Annotated in this window: 22 protein-coding genes; 14 read left to right on the forward strand and 8 right to left on the reverse strand. The window is 67.1% G+C overall.

From position 1 onward, the window contains the following. The coding region (locus AB4879_RS07740; protein WP_370507132.1) for an MCE family protein at positions 1-723 on the forward strand (723 nt) is incomplete at its 5' end. A gap of 21 nt (positions 724-744) precedes the next feature. On the opposite strand, the gene AB4879_RS07745 is transcribed toward AB4879_RS07740, so the two are convergent. Both AB4879_RS07745 and AB4879_RS07750 read right to left on the reverse strand, forming a co-directional pair. Continuing rightward, positions 745-1653, reverse strand: a complete 909-nt coding sequence (locus AB4879_RS07745) for an LLM class F420-dependent oxidoreductase (protein ID WP_370507133.1) — start codon at positions 1651-1653, stop codon at positions 745-747. Then, on the reverse strand, positions 1646-2362 hold the full coding sequence (locus tag AB4879_RS07750; protein WP_233209504.1) for a TetR/AcrR family transcriptional regulator: 717 nt from the start codon (positions 2360-2362) through the stop codon (positions 1646-1648). The genes AB4879_RS07745 and AB4879_RS07750 overlap by 8 nt, the downstream gene beginning before the upstream one ends. 158 nt (positions 2363-2520) lie before the next feature. Between AB4879_RS07750 and AB4879_RS07755 the strand changes: the two genes are divergently transcribed. Then, positions 2521-4188 carry an acyl-CoA synthetase gene (locus AB4879_RS07755; protein WP_370507134.1) on the forward strand — a complete coding sequence of 556 codons (1668 nt, stop codon included), beginning with the start codon at positions 2521-2523 and terminating at the stop codon, positions 4186-4188. Between the two features lie 66 nt (positions 4189-4254). Here the strand turns inward: AB4879_RS07755 and AB4879_RS07760 are convergent, their stop codons facing one another. Next, positions 4255-5079: a mycofactocin-coupled SDR family oxidoreductase gene (locus AB4879_RS07760; protein ID WP_102809733.1), complete on the reverse strand. Its 825-nt coding sequence runs from the start codon at positions 5077-5079 to the stop codon at positions 4255-4257. 72 nt (positions 5080-5151) lie between these two features. Here AB4879_RS07760 and AB4879_RS07765 point away from each other — a divergent pair, with 72 nt between their 5' ends. After that, positions 5152-5829, forward strand: coding sequence for a YoaK family protein (locus AB4879_RS07765; RefSeq protein ID WP_370507135.1), 678 nt, complete (start codon positions 5152-5154; stop codon positions 5827-5829). Here AB4879_RS07765 and AB4879_RS07770 read toward each other — a convergent pair whose 3' ends face one another. Continuing rightward, complete coding sequence (locus tag AB4879_RS07770; protein WP_370507136.1) at positions 5830-6630, reverse strand: SDR family NAD(P)-dependent oxidoreductase; 801 nt, start codon at positions 6628-6630, stop codon at positions 5830-5832. It lies immediately after the preceding gene. Positions 6631-6634: 4 nt separating this feature from the next. Continuing rightward, complete coding sequence (locus tag AB4879_RS07775) at positions 6635-7483, reverse strand: TIGR03619 family F420-dependent LLM class oxidoreductase (protein ID WP_102809736.1); 849 nt, start codon at positions 7481-7483, stop codon at positions 6635-6637. A 97-nt stretch (positions 7484-7580) separates the two neighbouring features. Between AB4879_RS07775 and AB4879_RS07780 the strand changes: the two genes are divergently transcribed. The 3 genes from AB4879_RS07780 (at position 7581) to AB4879_RS07790 (ending at position 11656) form a co-directional block, all read left to right on the forward strand. Continuing rightward, the gene (locus AB4879_RS07780; RefSeq protein ID WP_370507138.1) at positions 7581-9056 is read left to right on the forward strand and encodes an adenylate/guanylate cyclase domain-containing protein; all 1476 of its coding nucleotides are present in this window, start codon (positions 7581-7583) and stop codon (positions 9054-9056) included. A 65-nt stretch (positions 9057-9121) separates the two neighbouring features. After that, positions 9122-11248 carry an elongation factor G-like protein EF-G2 gene (locus tag AB4879_RS07785; RefSeq protein WP_370507139.1) on the forward strand — a complete coding sequence of 709 codons (2127 nt, stop codon included), beginning with the start codon at positions 9122-9124 and terminating at the stop codon, positions 11246-11248. A 24-nt stretch (positions 11249-11272) separates the two neighbouring features. Then, on the forward strand, positions 11273-11656 hold the full coding sequence (locus tag AB4879_RS07790) for a PaaI family thioesterase (RefSeq protein ID WP_036342396.1): 384 nt from the start codon (positions 11273-11275) through the stop codon (positions 11654-11656). Between the two features lie 23 nt (positions 11657-11679). Here the strand turns inward: AB4879_RS07790 and AB4879_RS07795 are convergent, their stop codons facing one another. Then, on the reverse strand, positions 11680-12303 hold the full coding sequence (locus AB4879_RS07795) for a TetR/AcrR family transcriptional regulator (protein ID WP_370507140.1): 624 nt from the start codon (positions 12301-12303) through the stop codon (positions 11680-11682). A gap of 85 nt (positions 12304-12388) precedes the next feature. Between AB4879_RS07795 and AB4879_RS07800 the strand changes: the two genes are divergently transcribed. Continuing rightward, a complete protein-coding gene (locus AB4879_RS07800) occupies positions 12389-13255 on the forward strand; it encodes an alpha/beta fold hydrolase (protein ID WP_370507141.1) in 867 nt (288 codons plus the stop codon). A gap of 12 nt (positions 13256-13267) precedes the next feature. Here the strand turns inward: AB4879_RS07800 and AB4879_RS07805 are convergent, their stop codons facing one another. Further along, the gene (locus AB4879_RS07805; protein ID WP_370507142.1) at positions 13268-14053 is read right to left on the reverse strand and encodes a thioesterase family protein; all 786 of its coding nucleotides are present in this window, start codon (positions 14051-14053) and stop codon (positions 13268-13270) included. A gap of 18 nt (positions 14054-14071) precedes the next feature. After that, positions 14072-14725, reverse strand: coding sequence for a nitroreductase (locus AB4879_RS07810; protein WP_370507143.1), 654 nt, complete (start codon positions 14723-14725; stop codon positions 14072-14074). 145 nt (positions 14726-14870) lie between these two features. On the opposite strand from AB4879_RS07810, the gene AB4879_RS07815 reads away from it, so the two are divergent. The 7 genes from AB4879_RS07815 (at position 14871) to AB4879_RS07845 (ending at position 22306) form a co-directional block, all read left to right on the forward strand. Then, positions 14871-15437: a TetR/AcrR family transcriptional regulator gene (locus tag AB4879_RS07815; RefSeq protein ID WP_102809740.1), complete on the forward strand. Its 567-nt coding sequence runs from the start codon at positions 14871-14873 to the stop codon at positions 15435-15437. Between the two features lie 8 nt (positions 15438-15445). Further along, positions 15446-17707, forward strand: a complete 2262-nt coding sequence (locus AB4879_RS07820) for a molybdopterin-dependent oxidoreductase (protein WP_370507144.1) — start codon at positions 15446-15448, stop codon at positions 17705-17707. Between the two features lie 110 nt (positions 17708-17817). Beyond that, a complete protein-coding gene (locus tag AB4879_RS07825) occupies positions 17818-18999 on the forward strand; it encodes a cytochrome P450 (protein ID WP_370507464.1) in 1182 nt (393 codons plus the stop codon). Beyond that, entirely contained in the window at positions 18996-19949 is a 954-nt protein-coding gene (locus tag AB4879_RS07830) for an SDR family oxidoreductase (RefSeq protein ID WP_370507145.1), read from the forward strand. Before AB4879_RS07825 ends, AB4879_RS07830 begins: the two co-directional genes overlap by 4 nt. Then, complete coding sequence (locus tag AB4879_RS07835; protein ID WP_370507146.1) at positions 19943-20467, forward strand: hypothetical protein; 525 nt, start codon at positions 19943-19945, stop codon at positions 20465-20467. The genes AB4879_RS07830 and AB4879_RS07835 overlap by 7 nt, the downstream gene beginning before the upstream one ends. Positions 20468-20473: 6 nt before the next feature. Then, positions 20474-21310: a mycofactocin-coupled SDR family oxidoreductase gene (locus AB4879_RS07840; RefSeq protein WP_370507147.1), complete on the forward strand. Its 837-nt coding sequence runs from the start codon at positions 20474-20476 to the stop codon at positions 21308-21310. A 24-nt stretch (positions 21311-21334) separates the two neighbouring features. Next, on the forward strand, positions 21335-22306 hold the full coding sequence (locus AB4879_RS07845) for an enoyl-CoA hydratase/isomerase family protein (protein ID WP_370507148.1): 972 nt from the start codon (positions 21335-21337) through the stop codon (positions 22304-22306). The last annotated feature ends 11 nt before the right edge of the window (positions 22307-22317 follow it).

A 22317-nucleotide genomic window follows, 5' to 3' on the forward strand; every position in this document is an offset into this window, starting at 1 on the left:
GATCCGGTCAAGCTGAACTTGACGCTCAGCGCGGCCGCCGAGGCGCTCAACGGCCTGGGCACCAAGTTCGGCCAGTCGATCGTCAACGGCAACGCGGTGCTCGACGACGTCAACCCGCAGATGCCGCAGATCCGCAGCAACGTCCGGCAGCTGTCGAACCTGGCCGACGTCTACATCAAGGCCAGCCCGCAGTTCTGGGACTCCCTCGACCACGCGGTCACCACGGCCCGCACACTGAACGCCCAGCAGAAGGACCTCGACGCCGCGCTGTTGGCGTCCACCGGATTCGGCAACACCGGCGCCGACATCTTCGAACGCGGCGGCCCGTACTTCGTGCGCGGCCAGGCCGACCTGATCCCGACCGCCCAGCTGCTCGACACCTACAGCCCCGAGATCCTGTGCACCGTCCGCAACTACGCGACGTCCAACGCCAAGGACAGCGCGGGCGGCAACGGCTACTCCATCGACTTCCACATCGGCCTGACCGGCGCACCGAATCCGTATGTGTATCCCGACAACCTGCCGCGGGTGAACGCCAAGGGCGGTCCCGGCGGAGGTCCCGGCTGTTGGCAGCCCATCACCCACGACTTCTGGCCGGCACCGTTCCTGGTCGCCGACTACGGCGCCTCGCTCGCGCCGTACAACCACTTCGAGCTCGGCCAGCCCATCCTCACCGAGTACGTGTGGGGACGTCAGGTCGGCGAGAACACGATCAACCCCTGAGGTCGATCAGCCCTTCAGCGATCAGCCCTTGAGGTCGAGCGCCGACGCCAGCTCGCGCAATGCCGGGCGAGGATCCCAGCTCGGGTCGCCGTCGCCGAGCACCTGCACCACCACGTGGTCGGCGCCGGCGTCGAGGTGCGCTGTCACCGACGCGGCGGCCTGTTCGACCGAACCCTGCCCCACGATGCGCTCGGCAAGCCGGTCGGAGCCGCCGCGCACCAGATCGGACTCGTCGAAGCCCTGCCGCAGCCACGAGTTGCGGTAGTTGGGCAGGCCCGAATAGACCTCGAGATGCAGGTGCGCGCGGCGCATCTGCTCCTCGGCGCTCTCCCCGACGACGACGGCCTGCTCGGACACCACCCATTTGTCCGGGCCGAGGATCTCGCGGGTGGTCGCGGTCTGCTCCGGAAGCACCAGGTAGGGATGCGCACCGTCGGCGTGCGTGCCGGACAGCTCGATCATCTTCGGGCCGAGGGCCGCGAGCAGACGGGTCGGACGCCCGGAGCCCGGCTCGACGAATTCCGGCAGACCGGCCATCCGGTCCAGGTAGCCGCGCATGGTGGCCAGCGGCTTGTCGTAGGTTCCGCCGAGCATGTTCTCGACCAACGGCCCGTGGCTGACCCCGAGACCGAGGACGAAGCGGCCGGGGTAGGCGGCGGTCAGGCTGCGGCCGCCACCCTCGGCGATCGTCGCCAACCGGGCGTGGATATTCGCAATACCGGTACCCAGCACCAGGCGCTGCGTTCCGGCCAGGAACACCGCGGACTGCACCATGCAGTCCTTCAGACCGACCTCCGGGATGAACAGCGATCCGAAACCGAGCGCTTCGATCTCCTGCGCTACTTCGACGGCTGCGGGCATCGACCAACTCTCGCTCGCCCACCACACGCCGATTCGGGCCGGAAAGTCGATGGTCGGGCGGTCAGTCAAGGTCGCTCCTCAGTGGTTCGGTCGGGGGGAGTGATTCGATGCGCAAGGTGTCGCCTGTCAGCATGGCGATCGAGCTGCGGAGCTCTTCAGCCGGGGTCGGCGGCGGCAGCGCCTGCTGCGGCCCGACCCGGAACGAGTCGACCATCAGTGCGGCAAAGCGGCGCCATGCGTCCGGTGCGTGTTCGCGGGTCGCTTCCAGGACACCGGTGTTGGCCAGCAGCATCACCACGATGTCCCCGACGCCGATGTCCGGACGCAGCGTCCCGTCCTGTTGCGCCCGGGTGATCACCTGCCCGAGTTTCGCGACGGCTTCGGCGGCGCGCTGCTCGATGACGGAGCTGGCCGGGAACGCGGTGGTGAGCAGCGCCCGCAATCCCGGGTCGGAGGCCTGTAGCGCGCAGACGTCGTAGACGAGGTCTTGGAAGCCGTCCCAGGCGCACGGGTTGGCCAGGGCTTTGTCGACCGCGTCCTCGTAGGAGGTCATGTTCCGCTCGAACGCTGCGATCGCCAGATCGGTGCGAGTCGGGAATCGCCGGTAGAGGGTCGCCACCCCTACCTCAGCGGCTCGGGCCACGTCTTCCAGCGGAACTGACAGGCCCTGCTCGGCAAACAGCCGGGCGGCAGCGGAGACGATCCGCTCCCGATTGCGTTCGGCGTCGGCCCGCAGTGGCCTGGATCGCTCCGCACCCCGATGTGCGCCCGGAATCACCAGGCCAGACTACTCGCCGAAGTGGAGGCGCACCACCAGTTATGCCTGGCGCCGTCGAGGTGGGGCGGTCCCGCTGGGTGATGTTCCGCCACCTACCGACGCCCGCGCCCGTGGCAGACTAGAACGCGTTCTAGTCTCGGCCATCCGGAGGACCGCCCATGAGCAGCGCCGTCAGCTTCGACCTTTCGTCGGTGTTCCACACCGTCGCCGAGACGCTGCCGGATCACGAGGCTCTCATCTGGCGGGGTCAGCGCCTGACCTACGCGCAACTCGACGCCCGCATCGACGGCGTCGCGCACTATCTCACCGCGCAGGGACTGGGCTGCCACACCGAACGTGACCAATTGGCGCCGCACGAATCCGGCCAGGACCACATCGGGTTGTACCTGCGCAACGGAAACCAGTACCTCGAGGCGATGGTCGCCGGCTACCGGGCCCGGGTCGCGCCTTTCAATGTCAACTACCGCTATGTGGAGGAAGAGCTCCTCTACCTGCTCACCGACTCGGGCGCCAAGGCACTGGTCTACGGCGCCGAGTTCGCGCCGTGCGTGGCCGCCATCCGCGACCGGCTCCCGGAGCTGCGGGTGCTGATCCAGGTCGCCGACGCTTCCGGCAACGAATTGTTGCCCGGCGCAGTCGATTACGAGTCCATCGTCAGCACGCCCGAGCCGGCCGGTGGCATGCCCACCCCTAGTGGCGACGACCTCTACATCCTCTACACCGGCGGAACCACCGGGATGCCCAAGGGTGTGCTGTGGCGCCAGCACGACATCTTCATGTCGGCGATGGGCGGCCGGCCGTTCGGTTCGGACACCTCGCTGTCGACCTACGCCGAACTCGCCGAGCAGGCCCGCACCAATGCCGGTTTCCGGTCGGTGCTGATGATCCCGCCGCTGATGCATGGCGCGGCGCAGTGGGCGGCGTTCAACATGTTCAGCACCGGCGGCTGGATGGTGCTGCCCGACGACGTCGACCGGCTCAACGCTCCCGCCGTGATGCGGCTGGCCGAACGTGAACGCGTGCTGAGCATTCCGGTCGTCGGCGACGCGATCGCCCGGCCGCTGCTCGACGAGATCGAGACCGGCAACTACGACCTGTCCGGGCTGGTGACCATCACCAACGGCGGCGCACCGCTGTCGCCGACCGTCCGCGAACGATTGCTGGCCGCCCTGCCCAACCTGATGGTGCTCGACGCCGTCGGGGCGTCGGAGACCGGCATGCAGATGACGACCATGGCGGCCAAGGGCGTCGAGCAGAAGGCCGCCACCTTCACCCCGCAGCACGACACCGCCATCATCTCAACGGATTTCGCCCATGTGCTCGCGCCCGGCGACGGTGAGGGCTGGCTGGCGCGACGGGCTTACGTCCCGCTGGGTTACCTCGGTGACGCCGAGAAGTCGGCGCGTACCTTCCCCACCATCGACGGCGTGCGCTGGTCGGTGCCCGGTGACCGCGCGCGGTTCCTGGAAGACGGTCAGATCGAACTGCTCGGCCGCGACTCGGTCACCATCAATTCCGGTGGGGAGAAGATCTTCGCCGAGGAGGTCGAGCGCGCGGTCGCCAGCCATCCCGCGGTGTACGACGTGGTGGTCGCCGGGCGGCCCTCGGAACGGTGGGGCAGCGAGGTGGTGGCCATCGTGCAGTTCGCCGAGGGGCAGAGCGCCACCGATGCCGAACTCGCCGATGCCTGCCGCGAACACATCGCGCACTACAAGCTGCCGAAGGCGTTCATCCGCACCGAGAAGGTGCTGCGCTCCCCCGCAGGCAAGGCCGACTACCGCTGGGCCAAGGAGCTCGCCGTGGAAAGCCTTGGCGCCCAAGCCTAGATCGGCGAGCGTCACACCAGCGTCACGCTGAGCGCCGAGCGTCACACCAGCGTTACGCTCGGCGGGCTACACCTTCATGTAGCCCTTGTCGGCCGGAATCTGGGCGGCCGTCAGCAGTGCCGACGCATCACTGGCCAGGAACAGCACGACTTCGCTGACCTGATTCGGCGCGATCAGCGACTCGGTGGGCAGCGCGCCCGGCGAGAAGCTGTACACGTAGTGCGGGTGCTTCTCGAACGTCGAGTACATCGACAGGTCGTTGCCCAGGGCCGTGTCGACACCATAGGTGTGCACCGAGTTCACCCGTATCCCGTACTCGCCCACCTCGAGTGCGAGCGAATTCGCCAGTCCCACAACGCCGAACTTGCTGGCGCAGTAGTGCCCGGCGCCCGGCACGGCCTTGATCCCCGCCGACGAGCTGATCGCGATGATCGAACCACCGTTGCCGGCCTCGATCATCGCCGGCACGCAGGCCTGCACGGTGTTGAAGAACCCGGTGAGGTTGACGTCGATGATCTCCTGCCACTGCTCCTGCGGGATCTCCCAGGCGCGGCCCCAGCTCATCACTCCGGCATTGGCGACGACGACGTCGAGGCGGCCGAATTGCTCGATGGCAGAGGCGATCACCCGCTTCTGCCCGTCGTGGTCGCGCACATCGACCCGCTCGGCGCTGATCTTGACGCCTTCGTCCTCCACCAGGCGCACGGTGTCGGCGAGATCCTCCGGGGTCGACGGTTCGTACCCGATGTGGTTGCCCACCGGCCCGCAGGCGTCGATGGTGACGATGTCGGCGCCGGCCTGGGCCAGCCGCACACAATGCGCGCGGCCCTGTCCCCTGGCCCCGCCGGTCACGTACGCGACTTTGCCCTCCAAGGGGCGATCACTTGTCACCGGCTCACCATACGGTTGCAAGGTTCCTGGATGGTCGGGAATTCGGGAACCGCTCAGACTGCTGTGCACCGTATGCAGAGCAAGCTCGCCGCACCCACCACGTCGCGGCGCACCATCGCGGCACTGTTGAGCCTCACCGCGGGCACCGGGGTTATCGACGCCGTGTCCTACCTCGGGCTCGGTCACGTCTTCGTCGCCAACATGACGGGCAACATCGTCTTCCTCGGTTTCGCGGCAAACCCCAGCTCCGGGCTGTCGGCGTGGATGGCGCTGATCGCGTTGGGCGCGTTCATGTTCGGCGCACTGGTGGGCGGCGCCGTCGGTCACCGCGTGGCCGCGTCGCCGACGTGGCCGATGTCGGTGCTGCTGGTGCAGGCGGCGCTGCTCGGTGTCGTCGCGGCGGCTGCTGCCGTCTTCGGCATCTCGACGGTGGGCCGCCCGGTCATCGTCGCGACGCTGGCGTTCGCGTACGGCCTGCAGAACAGCACGGCCCGGCGGATGGCGGTCGCCGACCTGACCACCACGGTGCTGACGCTGACGGTGACGGGCCTGGCTGCCGACAGTCGTGTTGCGGGAGGCCCGGGCGCCAAGCCCGTCCGCCGGTTGGCCTCGATCGCCACCATGCTGGCCGGCGCGGTCGCCGGGGCGTTGCTGGTACAGGTGTCGGTGCCGTTGACCATCGCGGTCGCCGCCGGGTGCGTGCTGGTGTCCGCGGTCCTGTTCGGCGTGGACCGCCGCGCCGACAGCTGATCAGGCCGGCCCGAACCGTGCGCCGCCCTCGGCGTGGTACCACCCGCCCGCAGCCTGGGTGCCGCCGTCGACGTGCAGCGTCTGACCGGTGATGTAGCGCGCCATGTCCGAGGCGAGAAAGACTGCCGCCGAGGCTATCTCGTCGACATCACCGAGCCGTCCCAGCGGAACGGCCTGGCTCAGTTCGGGCCGTATCCCGTTCGGCGACAACGCCAGCAAGCCCTCGGTGACGGTGATGTCGGGTGCGATGGCATTGACCCGGATACCGTGCGGCGCCAGCTCGAAGGCCGCCGTCCTGGTGTAGTTGATGACCCCGGCCTTCGCCGCGGAGTAGGCCGCGTATCCAGGTGCCGCTCGGACCCCCTCGATGGAGGTCACGGAGATGACGCTGCCGCCGCGGGCGTCCTCGACCAGCTGCCTGGCCACCCGTTGCGTGCACAGCAGGACGTGTCGAAGGTTCGCCTTGTACAAAGCGTCCCAACCGTTTTCGCTGGTGTCCAGCAGGGAGGAGGCGAATACCCCGCCGGCGTTGTTGACCAGGATGCTGACCGGTCCGAGCTCGTCGCGGGTACGCGCCAGTGCGGCGTCGACCTGTCCGCTGTCACGAACGTCGGCCACGATGCCGAGCACCCCCAGCTCGGCCGCGGTCGCCGCGCAGCTGTCGGCGTCACGTTCCCAGATGGCGACCGTCGCCCCGAATTGCGTGAGCCCGGCGGCGATCCCACGGCCGATGCCGGTCCCGCCGCCGGTCACCACCGCCACCCGGTCGGTCAGCAGGATGTCCGACGGCGTGATCGTCACGGCCTCAACTCCGCGACGGGTTCAGCACGGCATCGGCGAAGCGGGCGATGCCGTCAAGCGCCTCGCGGGTGCGCCGCCACGGCATGACGATCATCCGGTCGATGCCTGCATCAGCCGCGCGGCGCACATCCGCGGGTGAATCGGCCGGAGCCGACGCGGTCACTTCGGGCTTGCCGGCACGTCCGTGCTCGGCCCAGAGCGCCGAGAGCTTCTGCACCGATCCGGGGATCTGGTCCAGGGTGTGGTTCATCGGGATCCAGCCGGACCCGAACCGGGCAACCCGGCGCAACGCGGGCAGGCCGTCGCCGCCGACGTGGATCGGCGGTCCGCCTGGCTGCACCGGCTTGGGTTCGAAGGCAACGGCGTCGAAGTCGAAGAACCGGCCGTGGTGTTCGACGGTCGGCTCGGTCCAGAGCGCGCGGCACACCTCGAGCGCCTCGTCGACGCGGGCGCCGCGGCTGCCGAAGTCCAGACCCGCGGCGTCCCATTCCTCGCGCAGCCAGCTGGCGCCGATCCCGAAGTCGAACCGGCCGTCCGACACGACGTCCAGCGTCGTGGCCGCGCGGGCGCTGACGAACGGGTGGCGCAAGCCGATGTTGTAGACGTAGGTGCCCAGTCGAATCGTGCTGGTCTGGCCGGCCAGATACGACAGGTAGGCGATCGCGTCGAACATCGGCGTCTGCGGCGGGATCGGCGGATGACTGTCGCCGTGATGGGGGCTGCCGGACATCTCGGCGGGCAGCACCAGATGCTCGGGAAGCCACACCGACTCGTAGCCCAACTCCTCGGCCCGCACCGTCAGGTCCCGCCACAGGCCGGGGTGAACGCCACCCAGTGGAATCCCGAACTTCACAGCGCGGATGTTACGCAGCGGGTAGCGCCATCGGAAGCACTACTCTCATTTTCAGAGAGCATGATTCTGCCCGGTTGTCGCAGTAGCGTCTGAACCCATGACGGCGAGCAGGCTGAAGGTCCGCTACGCCCTCGCCCTCGTGCTCGCGCAGATCCTCGCGGGCGTCGAGCTGACCGCGCTGGTGATGCCGCTGCGCCACGAGTTGGTGCCGCAAGCCGAGACCGTCTTCGGAACCGACACCCTGATCGCCGCGGTGACGCTGTCGGTGTTCGGCTTCGCCGGATCTATCGGCTACGCGATCTGGGTGGTCGATCGCAGACTGCGCTGGTTCACCGCGGGCGAATCACCGACCCACCGCGACCAGGTGTTCGTCGAGAGGTTTCTGCGTCACCAGTCGGCGCTGCTGACGGCGATCTGGCTGATCAGCGGCGTCATCATGGTCATCGTCAATCGCGACGGCGGCGCGGCGGCCGCCTGGTTGATCGGCATGTTGGTGTTGTTCGGTGTCACCACCTCGGCGGGCGCCGCGCTGCTGCTGATCCAGCGGCCCATGCGCCCGATCACCGCGGCTGTCATGGGGCCGGCGCCCGGTCGCGACACCGCACCGGGCGTGCTGCCGCGGCTGCTGCTGATGTGGCTGATGAGCAGCGCGCTTCCCAGCATCGGCATCGCGGTGGTGGTGCTGATGCGCGCCAGCGGCTGGATCATCCAGAAGAACGCGTCGATCGAGATTCCGGTCATCGTGCTGTCGGTGATCTCGGTTCTGGTCGGGTTGCGCGGCATGGCGATCGTCGCGCTGTCCATCTCAGACCCGGTGCATGACGTCGTCGCCGCCATGGCCAAGGTCGAACGCGGCCAGATCGGGACCCGGGTGGACGTCTACGAACGCTCCGAAATCGGGCGGCTGCAAAGCGGTTTCAACCGCATGGTGGCCGGGCTTGCCGAACGCGACCGGCTGCGCGATCTGTTCGGCCGCCACGTGGGGACGGACGTCGCGCTACGCGCGGTCAGCGACGCCGACAGCCTCACCGGCGAGGTTCGGGAGGCGGCGGTGCTGTTCGTCGACCTGGTCGGCTCGACGCAGCTGGCGCAAAGCAGTTCGCCGGCCGAGGTGGCTGGGGTGCTCAACGACTTCTTCCAGATCGTCGTCGATTCGGTCGACGAACGGCACGGCCTGATCAACAAGTTCCAGGGCGACGCGGTGCTGGCGGTGTTCGGTGCGCCGCTGCCCAGTGCCCGCGCGTCGTCCGATGCACTGGCGACCGCCCGCGCGCTGACGGTCGCCTTGCGCCGGCTTCCCGTCGTGGACTTCGGTATCGGGGTGTCGGCCGGACGGGTGTTCGCCGGGAACATCGGCGCCGAACACCGCTACGAATACACGGTGATCGGTGATCCGGTCAACGAGGCTGCGCGCCTTGCCGATCGGGCCAAGGCCACCGGCCAGCGCGCGTTGTGCTCGGACGTCGCCCTGGCCAACGCCGACGCCGCCGAGCGTGCGCACTGGGTGGAGTACGCCTCGGAGGTGCTCCGCGGCCGCCTCGAGCCGACCCGAATGTCGGCGCCCACCGCCTGAATTCCATCGATCCCCTTGTGCCGACCGCGGCACCGGGTGAATGGTGAAGGGGCAGGAGGTTTGGCATGGCCGACAAGACGAACACTTCCCAGGCCGCCCGATCGGCTCCCGCCGCGGACAGTCCGGCCGCCATCCGCAACGTCGTGCTCGTCGGCCCGTCCGGTGCCGGCAAGACCACACTCGTCGAAAGCCTTCTGGTCGCCTCCGGCGTGCTGGCACGGGCCGGGTCGGTGGTCGAGGGCACCACGGTGTGCGACTTCGACGATGCCGCGATCCGCCAACAACGCTCGGTCGGGCTTGCGCTGGCACCCGTCCCGCACGACGGCATCAAGGTCAACCTGATCGACACCCCGGGCTACGCCGACTTCGTCGGTGAACTTCGGGCCGGCCTACGCGCCGCCGAGTGCGCGTTGTTCGTGATCGCCGCCAACGAGGGCGTCGACGAGGCCACCAAGAGGCTGTGGCATGAATGCGCCGACGTCGGAATGCCACGCGCAGTGGCGATCACCAAACTCGATCACGCCCGCGCCAACTACGACACCGCGCTGCGCGCCGCGCAGGATGCCTTCGGCGACAAGGTCCTACCGCTCTACCTGCCCACCCAGACGGGTTTGGTCGGATTGCTGTCGGGCAGCCAGTACGACTACCGGGACGGCACCAGGACCGTCCATCCGCCCGACGACACGTACACCGCTCGGATCGACGAGCATCGCGGCACCCTGATCGAAGGCATCATCGAGGAGTCCGAGGACGAGTCGCTGATGGAGCGCTACCTCGGCGGTGAGGCTATCGACGAGGCCGTGCTGATCGAGGATTTGGAGAAAGCCGTCGGGCGCGGCGCGTTCTTCCCCGTCATCCCCGTCTGCAGCGGCACCGGCGTCGGCACCGTCGAGCTGCTGGACGTCGCCGCCCGCGGCTTTCCGTCGCCGCCCGAGCATGTTCTGCCCGAGGTCTACACCCCGCACGGCGTGGCCCGCGACGGACTGTCCTGCGATCCGGACGGACCGCTGCTGGCCGAGGTGGTCAAGACGACATCCGACCCCTATGTCGGCAGGGTCAGCCTGGTCCGGGTGTTCTCCGGCACCATCAGGCCCGACACGACAGTGCATGTGTCGGGCCATTTTTCGGCCTTCTTCGAGGCGAACACACACGCCGACCACGACGAAGACGAACGTATCGGCACGCTGTCGTTCCCGCTGGGCAAGCAGCAGCGCCCCGCCGCGCAGGTGGTGGCGGGGGACATCTGCGCGATCGGCAGGCTCACCCGCGCCGAGACCGGAGACACGTTGTCGGACAAGACAGATCAGCTTTTGCTCAGACCGTGGACCATGCCGGAGCCGCTGCTTCCGGTGGCGATCGCCGCCCGCGCCAAGACCGACGAAGACAAGCTCTCGGTCGGCTTGCAGCGGCTGGCCGCCGAGGACCCGACGCTGCGCATCGAGCAGAACCCGGAGACCCACCAGATCGTGCTGTGGTGCATGGGCGAAGCGCACTCCAGCGTGGTGCTCGACGCGCTGGCGAACCGGTACGGCGTCAACGTCGACACCGTCGAGGTCCGGATCCCGTTGCGGGAGACCTTCGGCGGCCCGGCCAAGGGTCACGGCCGCCACGTGAAGCAGTCCGGCGGACACGGCCAGTTCGCGGTGTGCGACATCGAAGTGGAGCCGCTGGCCCAGGGCGGCGGCTTCGAGTTCGTCGACAAGGTCGTCGGCGGCGCGGTTCCCCGCCAATTCATCCCGAGCGTCGAGAAGGGGGTGCGCGCCCAGATGGAACACGGCGTGCACGGCGGCTATCCCGTCGTCGACATCCGGGTGACGCTGGTCGACGGCAAGGCGCACAGCGTCGACTCCTCCGACATGGCGTTCCAGATGGCCGGTGGCCTGGCGCTGCGGGAGGCCGCCGCGGCAACCCGCATCGATCTGCTCGAACCCGTCGACGAGGTCACCATCGATGTGCCCGACGATCTCGTCGGTGCGGTGATGGGCGACCTGTCCGGTAGGCGGGGTCGGGTGCTGGGCACCGAGCAGGCCCGCGAGAACCACACTGTGATCCGGGCGGAGGTGCCACAGGCGGAGCTGACCCGCTACGCGATCGACATGCGCAGCCTCACCCACGGCGCCGCGTCGTTCACCCGGTCGTTCGCCCGCTACGAGCCGATGCCGGAAACCGCGGCGGCGAAGGTCCAGGTCTAGCGTCGCGCGGTAACGTCGTTCTCCATGACCGCACCGCGCTCGCTTCGGGAGTTGTTCGACCAGCTCGGCCTGCAGGTCGTCGAAGCGACGGACGACACCGTTGTGCTGGAGATGCCGGTGGACGAGCGCACCACGAACACCGCGGGTGGGCTGCAGGGCGGACTGATCGCCACGATGGCCGATGTGGCCGCCGGGCAGCTGGCCTCCCGCGCCACCCCGTTCGGGTTCGGCATCGCCACCACCGACTTGTTCGTCCGATACCTGCGGCCGATCAAGGTCGGCCCGGCCCGCGCGGTGGCCAAGATCCTGCGCACCGGCAAGCGTTCGGTGGTGGTGCAGGTGGACATCCACCGCGGCGAGGACAACGAGTTGGCCGCGACCAGCACGATCAACTTCGCCGCGGTCTGAGGCCACAGGCGTGCTGCCCAGACTCATGCCGGGGGCTCGCCGACGGTGAGCCCTCGTAGAGTCCGGAGCATGGCGAGTCGCAGGTCGCGGCGAACACGTTTGCGTTGACGGGCCGACGCTTCCGCCATCGCGATGCACGAATGCGTGACCATGCCCGACATCACGTGCGTCATCGCCTCCAGAGGGAGATCGTCAGGAAAGGCACCGGCCGCGACTCCGCTCTCCAGCACAAGGCGCACGTTGCGGTGCGTGAAATGACGTTCAGATTCTCGCCACCGTCTCCAGCCCAGACCGATCGGGCCTTCCAGATAGATCAGCCGGCCGGCGACCGGATCCCCGGACACGTCGAGTGTGGCCTCCAGTGCTGCACTGGTCGCCGCCCACCAGTCGTCCCGGTGTTTGGCGATCGCCTCGTAGACCCGGGCTTGCGCCCTTTCGTTGCATTCGTTCAGGACTGACGCGAAGAGGTCGGTCTTATCCGTAAAGTGATGGTAGACAGCACCTTTGGTGAGATTCGCGGTGGCGGCAATTTCGACCATCGATACAGCTGCGAATCCACGCTCGGCGAACGCGTGCGTTGCGGCTACGAGCAGAGCGGCCCGTGTCTGCTGTGCACCTTCAACCCGGCGAGTCTTGACAACTTCCACGGCTCCGACGATAGTCGCCCGTACGCTGTGACATACCCAGAGTATGTGAACTGTCTGCGGTGTTCCAAGGAGAGGATCCGCCGGGATGGACATCACCACACTCGAAGCCCACCGACGCGACGCCACAACCGCGTCAGGTCCGATCAGTTATCTGGACGTCGGGCGCGGCCGCCCGGCCGTCTTCATCCATGGCCTCATCGCCAATAGCCTGCTCTGGCGCAATGTCATCCTCGCGGTCAGTTCCCGAGAACGTCGTTGCATCGCGATCGACTTGCCCGGACACGGGCACACACCGCCCGCGAGGCCATCCGACGACGTCTCCCTAACCGGACTGGCGAATCGCGTCATCGAGCTGATCGACCTCCTGGGATTTGACCGTTTCGACCTGGTTGCCAACGACACCGGAGGAGCAGTCGCACAAATCGTGGCGGCACGCCTTGGTGCCAGACTGACCACCTTGGTCCTGACGAATTGCGACACCGAGGGCAACACTCCACCGGCACTTTTCAAACCCATAACGGTCATGGCACACGTCGGATTACTGGCGAAGATCGGTCCGTATGCAGCGCGCCGCAGGCCGCTCGCGCATCGGGCTCTAGGGATTGGCTACCAACATCCCCGTCGGCTACCCGACGAGATCGTCGACGCCTATTGCAATCCCACACTTGGGACAGCACATTCGGCGCGCGCCCTTTCACGCATCATCACATCTCTGTCGTCGGATGACCTAGCGGACGTCAGATCGCGATTGGCGACACTCACGGCGCCTACACTCATCGTCTGGGGCACCGACGACCCACTCTTCAAAATCAAATGGGCGCGCCGGCTCGCCGATTTGATCCCGTCGACCGTCGCGGTCCGCACGATCAAGGGTGCGCGCATGCACTTCCCCGACGAACACGCGACGCAGTTCATCCCTCTGCTGCAACAGCACTGGAGTACCTGCGTTTAGGTCGTCGGCGCATTACCCGAGTCCGATGCCAGGCCGGACGGTCAAACTCTGCGACACAGCGCCGATCGGGCCGGTTATGTCGTGAATGATGCTGTGCGTCAACCCGATTCCAGTCGGGCCGATCGACACCGCGGTGTCGAAGCCCACCCACTCGCCGGCCGGCTCGGCGAAAAAGTGCGCGGTGAGATCCAGATTCGGAAACGCCACCTCGCGCGGATCCACCAGCACCGCCATCCCGTTGGCGATGTCGAGCAATCCCGCCGCGCGGGCCAGCGGGCTCACCTGCTCGCCGTCGAGCAGCGGCACCGCAGTGCGCACCCAATAAATCGCCCGGCCTGGTCGCTCCTCGGCGCGTCGTACCTCGGCCGACGCGATGAAACCACCCGGCCACACCGCACTCGGATCCCATTCCGGCATCTCCGCCGGCGACGGAATCGGCCGCAGACCGCTGCCGCGCAGTGCGGACGTGTCGTAACTCTTCATCAGCCAGGCTCGCGCGAGCACCACCGCGCGGTCCTGGTACATCAGAGTGGCTTCGACGAGTTCGATGGTTCGGCCCGGCCGGAGCACCCGCACCTCGACCTCCTCGACGACACCGACGGGCACCGTCCCCAGGATGTCGTAGCTCAGCCGCGCCACCGCCAGATGTCCGTTCCCGCGGGCGTCCCGGTCGGTTTCGATGGCGTGCGCGAGCAGACCGAACGACGGGGCGATGTGCTGTTCGGCGAGATTCCACGCGCCGCCGGCATGCTCGTTGGCGCGGTAGGAATGATCGGACACCCGGCTGAAGTACGACATTCGGGCGACGTTACTGCCCTAGTGGTCGATGAATACCACGCACTCGTCGAGCGGCTTGCGCGGGACGTCGAGGTTGTTCGACGGGAACTCCTCGACCGGATAGCCGATGGCGAGTCCGCAGAGGATCTCGTAACGATCGGGTATGGCCAGCTCCTCGCGCACCACATCCGGATAACCCGCGATCAGCATCTGCACGCAGGTGCCGAGGCCGCGAGCGGTCAGCCCCAGCAGCAGCGTCTGCAGGAACATGCCGACTCCCAGGCTATCGACGTGGTGCAGTTCGCGATTCATGCAGACGATGCCCGCCAGCGGCGCGTTATAGAACCGCCAGTTGAACGCCACAGCCCTGCGCCGGCTGTCGACGTCATCGCGCGCGATGCCCATGCTGCCGTACAGCTGCTCGCCCAGTGCAAATTTCGCATTCTCAAATTCGGCGGGTAGCGGCGGGATCGCCGGTTCACGGTCGCGGGACGCGTTTACCAGCGCGGCCACGAGGCGATCCAGGGCCGGGCCGGAGGCGAACACCAGGTGCCACGGCTGTGAGTTGGAGTTCGAGGGCGCGCGCCTCGCCAAGTCGAGAGCCTCGAGCACATCCGCACGCTGCACAGGCCTGCCGGAGTGAAATAGCCGGGTAGATCGGCGAGCACGCACCACTTGATCCAGCTCTGACACTCCGCTATTCAACACGCCGCGACTCTGCGCTCAGCGCATCGACCCTGCGGTGAGCGTGCGCTCTCGGGCTTCCGACGCACGCTGAGCGCAGAGCCGACGGCCGCACTCTGGTGCCACGCGATTATGTATGGTTACATACATAATCATGACGAGCCCCCGGGAACGGATGGTCGCCTCCGCCGCACTGTTGATCCGCGAACGCGGAGCGCAGTCCACCGCGATCGCCGACGTCTTGGCGCACAGCGGGGCTCCGCGCGGCTCGGCATACCACTACTTTCCCGGCGGGCGCGCTCAATTACTCAGCGAGGCAGTCGATTACGTCGCTGACTTTGTGGCGGACAAGTTGGCCAAAGCCTCCAACAGCCTCGAGATGCTCGACGGGCTGACCCGCTTCTATCGCAAGAACCTGCTCGAGACCGACTACCGAGCCGGCTGCCCGGTGGTGGCCGTCGCCGTCGAATCCGGTGAACCGGGTAACGCCAACCCGGTGATCGACCGGGCCGCCGAGGCGTTCACCCGCTGGAACGACCTGATCGCTGCGCGCCTAATGGCCGACGGAATCGCGAAGGACCGCGCCGACGAGATGGCGGTGACCACGACCGCCGCGTTGGAAGGCGCCATCGTGCTCGCCCGAGCGGCGCGCGACACCAAACCGCTCGACATCGTCCATCGGCAACTGCGCGACCTGCTCGAAGCCGAACTGCCCACTTAGGAGATCCGATGTCCGCTGACTGGCAACCCACCGCCTGCATCCTCTGCGAATGCAACTGCGGCATCGTGGTGCAGACCAGCGTTCAGGACGGGGTCCGCACCCTGGCCCGCATCCGCGGCGACAAGGACAACCCAGCCTCGCAGGGCTACACCTGCAACAAGGCGCTGCGCCTCGACCACTATCAGAACAACCGGGCGCGGCTGACCTCCCCCATGCGCCGCAGACCCGACGGCAGCTACGAGCAAATCGATTGGGACACCGCGATCACCGAGATCGCCGAAGGTTTCCGCGGAATCGCCGACGCCTACGGCGGGGAGAAGATCTTCTACTACGGCGGCGGTGGTCAGGGCAATCACCTGGGCGGCGCCTACAGCGGGGCCTTCCTCAAGCTGCTCGGTTCGCGATACCGGTCGAATGCCCTGGCGCAGGAGAAGACCGGCGAGGCCTGGGTTGATTTCCAGCTGTACGGCGGGCACACCCGCGGCGAGTTCGAGCACGCCGAGGTGTCGGTCTTCGTCGGCAAGAATCCGTGGATGTCGCAGAGCTTCCCGCGGGCTCGCACCGTGCTCAACGACATCGCCAAGGACCCGGCCCGCTCGATGGTCGTGATCGACCCGGTTCTCACCGATACCGCCAAGATGGCCGACTTCCACCTGCGGGTGCGGCCCGGCACCGACGCCTGGTGCCTCGCGGCGCTGGCCGCGGTCCTCGTGCAGGAAAACCTCTGCGATGACGTGTTTCTCGCCGAGCATGTGCACGGCGCCGACGAGGTACGCGCCGTGCTGGCAACGGTGCCGATCGCCGAGTACGCCGAACGCAGCGGTGTGGATGTGGAGTTGGTGCGCGCCACGGCCCGTCGCATCGCCGCCGCCGATTCGGTCGCGGTGTTCGAAGACCTCGGCGTGCAGCAGGCACCCAACAGCACCCTGTGCTCCTACCTCAACAAGCTGCTCTGGATCCTGACCGGCAGTTTCGCCAAACCCGGCGGACAGCATCTGCATTCGTCGTTCGCGCCGCTGTTCAGCCTCAGCGGTGTCGGACGCTCCCCGGTGACCGGTGCGCCGATCATCGCCGGGCTGGTTCCGTCCAACGTGGTGCCCGAGGAGATCCTGACCGACCATCCTGACCGGTTCCGCGCGATGATCGTCGAGAGCGCCAATCCTGCTCACTCCATCGCAGACTCGGAGAACTGCCGCGCCGCGTTCGAATCGCTGGAACTGCTGGTGGTGATCGACGTGGCGATGACCGAGACCGCACGGCTGGCCCACTACGTGCTGCCGGCGGCCAACCAGTTCGAGAAACCGGAAGCCACCTTCTTCAATTTCGAGTTCCCGCGCAACGAATTCCACCTGCGCCATCGGCTTTTCGAGCCCACTCCCGGAACATTGCCCGAACCCGAGATCTGGTCTCGGCTGGTGCGGGCGCTCGGTGTGGTCAGCGACGACGATCTGCGCCCGCTGCGCGACGCCGCCAGGCACGGCCGAGACGCCTACACCCAAGCCTTCTTCACCGAACTCGCCGCCAATCCAGCGCTGGGTAGGGCGTTGCCGTTCGTCTTGTACGACACTCTCGGCCCGACGCTGCCCGACGGGCTGGCCGGCGCGGCCGCGCTCTGGGGGCTGGCCCAGAAAGCCGCCGTCACCTACCCCGACGCCGTGCGCCGGGCCGGGCACGCCGACGGCAACGCGCTGTTCGACGCGATCCTGGCCGGCAAGTCCGGGGTGACGTTCACCGTGCACGAGTACGAAGACGACTGGGCACTGATCAGTCACCCCGACCGCAAGATCGCGCTGGTGATCCCGGAGATGCTCGACGACATTCGTGCGCTGGCCGACGACCGGCCGGAACTGACCGACCCGGAGTTCCCGATCGTGCTGTCCGCCGGCGAGCGCCGGGCGTTCACCGCCAACGACATCCTGCGGGATCCGTCCTGGCGCAAGCGCGACGCCGACGGTGCTTTGCGCGTCAGCGTCGAAGACGCCGCAGCGCTCGGCCTGGTCGACGGTGGCCGGGTGCGGATCACCACCGCCGCCGGCAGCGCCGAGGCCACCGTCGAGATCAGCGCGACCATGATGACCGGGCACGCCGCACTGCCCAACGGCTTCGGTCTCGACTACGTCGACGCCGACGGGCAACGCCGCGTTCCGGGGGTGGCGCCGAACGCGCTCACCTCCACCGACTGGCGCGATCCCTACGCCGGGACACCCTGGCATAAGCACGTGCCTGCGCGCCTGGAAGCGGTTCCTGCGGAGGTATCGATCGCGGGCTGAGCCGCCGCCACCGACGGCCAAATAAAATAAATTGATTGATTTACTGCCGCAGGTGTTGTTCACTGAGACCTGTGACTGCGGCTGGTACGTCGGATGTGCCCGAGTTTCCGATGTCTCGCGCCGCGGGCCTTCCCCTCACGCCACCGCGAGAATCGTTGGCCTTCAACGAGAATGCGCAGATGGGGCGGGTCCGCATCTGGGATGGCAGCACGCCGTGGCTGATCACCGGCTACGAGGCGATCCGCTCGCTGTTCGCCGACAGTCGGGCCAGTGTCGACGACCGCAAGCCGGGATATCCGCACTGGAACGAGGGCATGCAGTCCACTGTGCACCGTCGTCCCCGTTCAGTATTCACCTCTGACGCCGAGGAACACACGTTCTACCGGCGCATGCTGTCGAAGCCGTTCACCTACCGGCGAGTCGAGGCGCTGCGCGCCGCGGTACAGAAGATCACCGACGACCACATCGACGCCATCCTGGCCGGCCCACAGCCCGCCGACTTGGTCAGTGCCCTGGCGCTACCGGTCCCCTCGCTCGTGATCAGTCATCTGCTGGGGGTGCCCTATGAGGACGCCGATTTCTTCCAGGAACAGTCCAACAAGGGCATGGCCCGCAACGCCTCGGCCGAGGACGCCGCGAAAGGCGCAGGGGCGCTGGCGAAGTACCTCAAGGCGCTGATCGAAAAGAAGATGGACGAGCCCGCCGAGGATCTGGTATCCGATCTCGCGGAGCGGGTCAGGGACGAAGAAATCTCGCTGAAGGAGGCGGCCCAGCTGGCCACCGGTGTGCTGATCGCCGGCCACGAGACGACGGCCGGTCAGATCTCCGTCAGCATCGCGGCGCTGTTCGACAACCCTGAGCAGCTGGCGATCCTCCGGGACACCGACGACCCCAAGGTGGTCGCGTCGGCTGTCGAGGAGTTGCTCCGCTACTGCAGCATCATCCAGACCGGCCAGCGGCGCATCGCGACCGAGGACATCGAGGTCGGTGGTGGAATCATCCGTGCCGGTGAGGGAATCATTCTCGATGTAGCGCCGGCCAACTGGGATCCTCGCCAGTTCCCCAATCCCGAGCGGCTCCAATTGGACCGCAACGACGGGCCGCACGTCGCGTTCGGCTACGGCCGGCATTCGTGTGTGGGCGGCCAACTGGCCAGGATGGAACTACAAATCGTGCTGCCCACGTTGTTCCGCAGGATTCCCACACTGGCGCCCGCGGTGCCCGTCAGCGAGCTGCCGTTCAAGCACGATGCACTGGCCTACGGCCTGCACGAGCTACCGGTGAACTGGTGAACCGTCCCGACCTCACGCTGGCTGTCCCGGACCTGTCCGGCAGGCACGTGGTGGTGACGGGGGCCAACAGCGGTCTGGGCTTCGGGTTGGCGAAGCGGCTCGCGGGCGCCGGCGCCGACGTCGTGATGGCGGTACGCAGCAGCACCAAAGGCGAGGCCGCCGCCGCGCACATCCGGCAGTCGGCCCCAGCGGCCGACGTGCGCGTCAAGCTGATCGACCTGGCCTCACTGGCCAGCGTCGAAACGTTCGCCGGCGAACTCTCCCGCGAGGGCAGGCCGGTCGACGTCCTGATCAACAACGCCGGCGTGATGACCCCGCCAACCCGTCAACAGACCACCGACGGCTTCGAGTTGCAATTCGGTGCAAACCATTTGGGCCACTTCGCGCTGACCGGGCGACTGCTGCCACTACTGGGCAGCGGGCGGGTGGTCACCGTCAGCAGCATCGCGGCCACCCAGAAACACATCACGTTCGACGACGTGAACGCCGAACGCGAGTACAAGCCGATGCACTCCTACGGTGTCGCCAAACTCAGCCAGCTGATGTTCGCCTTCGAGCTGGAACGGCGCAGCCGGAGCGGCCAGTGGGGCGTCACGTCCAACGCCGCGCACCCTGGGCTGAGCAAGACCAATTTGCTCAGCGGCGCGTCGTACGGTCGCACGAAACCGACGCTGACCAGCCGGCTCACCCAGCTCACCTGGCGGTTGCTGCCGTTCATGTGGCTCGACGTCGACGAGGGGATCAAACCCACCCTGTACGCCGCGGTATCTGCCGAGGCGACCGGGGCAACTTATTACGGCCCGCGCGGAATCTACGAAACCGCCGGCGGCGGAGTCACATTCGCCAAGCTCCCGCAGCCGGTGCTCGACCTCGACGCCTGCCGCCGGTTGTGGCAGATGTCGGAGAGCCTCACCGGAGTCACCTATCCCGCTGTGGAGCCCGCGTGTTGACCCGGTACCGCATGGACGTCGTGTGCGCCACCATTGCCGACGCGATCGCCTACGCGGGTGGCTTGATCTGCGACAGATCGCTCACCGGCTGGGACATCAGGGTTTTCGCGACCCGTGATGACCCCACCGCGCAACAGGACTTGGGCCTGCGAATCCTCGGCGCCACCCGCGCCGGCAGCATGCCCCTGGGACCGGCCGAGGAGCCGTTGCTGCGCACGGTGGTGGTGTCGGGAGACCTGTATCGCAGCGACGACGGCGTCCGACGCTGGGTCGAGGCGGCGATGCGCGAGACCGGCATCGAAGTCCTCGTGTGGGACATCCCTGGCCCGGGATCGGACAGCGGACAGGTGAAGATCCCGGTGAGCCGCGCTGCCGCCATCTTCGTCGACCATGCCAAAGCAGTTGTGGACTGCGATGCCACATCCGGTGCCGCAGAGTTCTACCGCCGGTTGCGGACTGGCCGGATGCGTCAACCAGCGCGGCGCCAGACCACACTCACAACGGTGAACGGGGGGTAGGTAGGTATGGACGGACGGGTGGAAGGCATGGTCGCGTTCGTCACCGGCGCGGCACGGGGTCAGGGTCGAAGCCACGCGGTGCGACTGGCCCAAGAAGGCGCCGACATCATCGCAATCGACATCTGCGCCGCCATCCCCGATGTGGTGTACCCGCCGTCGACACCGGCTGACCTGGCTGAGACCGCCGAGCTCGTCGGCGCCCTTGGCCGGCGGATCGTGACAGCCCAGGTGGACGTGCGCGACTATGACGCCGTCAAGAGCGCCGTCGACACCGGCGTGGACCAGCTGGGTCGGCTGGACATCGTGGTGGCCAACGCGGGCATCGGCAACGCCGGAAACCGCCTTCACAAGCTCGACGAGCACATCTGGAAGGACATGATCGACATCAACCTGACCGGAGTCTGGCATACAGTGAAAGCCGCTGTACCCCACATTCTTTCCGGCGGGCGTGGCGGATCGATCATCCTGACCAGCTCGGTGGGAGGCATGAAGGCCATGGCTCACACGGGACATTACATCGCAGCCAAACACGGTGTCGTCGGCCTCATGCGCACCTTCGCGGTCGAACTCGGCCAGCATTCCATCCGGGTGAATTCAGTGCACCCGACGCAGGTGGACACTCCGATGGCGCTCAACGACGCCACCTTCCGGCTGTTCGCCCCTGACAAGGAGAATCCCGGACCGGAGGACTTTGCCCCGGTCTCCCAGATGATGCATACGCTGCCGACACCTTGGGTGGAGCCCGAGGACATCAGCAATGCCGTCCTATTCCTCGCCAGTGCCGAATCCCGTTATGTCACAGGCGTGCAACTCCCCGTCGACGCGGGCGCCTTACTCAAGTAACACATCAACCAATGAGGAGTGATAATGCCTGAATTCGACTACGAAGAAATGAAAAAGGAAGCAGCGCAGTACATCAAGTTCGAGAAGGATCGCGAGAACCGGATCGCCTACATCACCTTCGATCGACCCGATGCCCAGAACGCGACATCATTGGGCATGCGCCAGCTCTACGCCGACATCATCCACAAGTGCAATGTCGACGACGACGTCAAGGTCGTCGTGATCCGCGGCGAGGGCGACGATTTCGGCAGCGGCGGTGACCTGCCCGAGCAGCGGGGGATGATCGAAAACCCCGGCATGCCGTTGCTGCACGAACTGGCCATCAACGACGACGACGTCAAGTACCCGCCCGGCGGCTCCTACCGCTATCTGTCGACGGTCACCGACTTCTACGCCAAGGCGCCCGCAGGCAACCGGCCGCTGCAGGAACTGCGCAAGGTCAGCATCATCGAAGCCAAGGGTTACTGCTACGGCTGGCACTTCTATCAGGCCGGCGACGCCGATCTGGTGATCTCCTCCGACGATGCGCTCTTCGGGCATCCCGCCTTCCGGTATGTGGGCTGGGGCCCCCGGCTGTGGTGGTGGGCCGAGACCATGGGCCTGCGGAAGTTCTCCGAAATGCTGTTCACCGGACGGCCGTTCAGCGCCAAGGAGATGTACGACTGCGGCTTCGTCAACAGCGTGGTACCACGTGCCGACCTGGAAGCAGAAACACTCAAGTACGCGCTGGCCTGCTCGAAGTCCCGACCCACCGACACCGTCGCGGTGCAGAAGACGTTCCTGGAGCTGTACAAGCAGCACAAGGGCGAGTACTTCGGCAGCCTGCTCACCGGCATGGTCGAAGGCATGCTGCCGATGATCACCAACGACGTGGCGAACACCGTGGACCTGACCGCTGGAACATTCGAGAAGGGCCTCAACAATGTGGTGAAGGACAATGACATGAACTTCCCACCGGAATGGCGACTGAGCAAGTCGGGCCGCGCCAAGCCCTGACCGGACAAGCT

Source organism: Mycobacterium sp. SA01 (assembly GCF_041287105.1).
GTDB lineage: Bacteria > Actinomycetota > Actinomycetes > Mycobacteriales > Mycobacteriaceae > Mycobacterium.

Bases quoted from the DNA above. Each gene is read 5' to 3' on its own strand.
- AB4879_RS07820 (WP_370507144.1), top strand. From the start codon at position 15,446: ATGTCCGCTGACTGGCAACCCACCGCCTGCATCCTCTGCGAATGCAAC.
- AB4879_RS07790 (WP_036342396.1), top strand. From the start codon at position 11,273: ATGACCGCACCGCGCTCGCTTCGGGAGTTGTTCGACCAGCTCGGCCTG.
- AB4879_RS07800 (WP_370507141.1), top strand. From the start codon at position 12,389: ATGGACATCACCACACTCGAAGCCCACCGACGCGACGCCACAACCGCG.
- AB4879_RS07780 (WP_370507138.1), top strand. From the start codon at position 7,581: ATGACGGCGAGCAGGCTGAAGGTCCGCTACGCCCTCGCCCTCGTGCTC.
- AB4879_RS07825 (WP_370507464.1), top strand. From the start codon at position 17,818: ATGTCTCGCGCCGCGGGCCTTCCCCTCACGCCACCGCGAGAATCGTTG.
- AB4879_RS07785 (WP_370507139.1), top strand. From the start codon at position 9,122: ATGGCCGACAAGACGAACACTTCCCAGGCCGCCCGATCGGCTCCCGCC.
- AB4879_RS07765 (WP_370507135.1), top strand. From the start codon at position 5,152: ATGCAGAGCAAGCTCGCCGCACCCACCACGTCGCGGCGCACCATCGCG.
- AB4879_RS07815 (WP_102809740.1), top strand. From the start codon at position 14,871: ATGACGAGCCCCCGGGAACGGATGGTCGCCTCCGCCGCACTGTTGATC.
- AB4879_RS07755 (WP_370507134.1), top strand. From the start codon at position 2,521: ATGAGCAGCGCCGTCAGCTTCGACCTTTCGTCGGTGTTCCACACCGTC.
- AB4879_RS07845 (WP_370507148.1), top strand. From the start codon at position 21,335: ATGCCTGAATTCGACTACGAAGAAATGAAAAAGGAAGCAGCGCAGTAC.
- AB4879_RS07805 (WP_370507142.1), bottom strand. From the start codon at position 14,053: ATGTCGTACTTCAGCCGGGTGTCCGATCATTCCTACCGCGCCAACGAG.
- AB4879_RS07840 (WP_370507147.1), top strand. From the start codon at position 20,474: ATGGACGGACGGGTGGAAGGCATGGTCGCGTTCGTCACCGGCGCGGCA.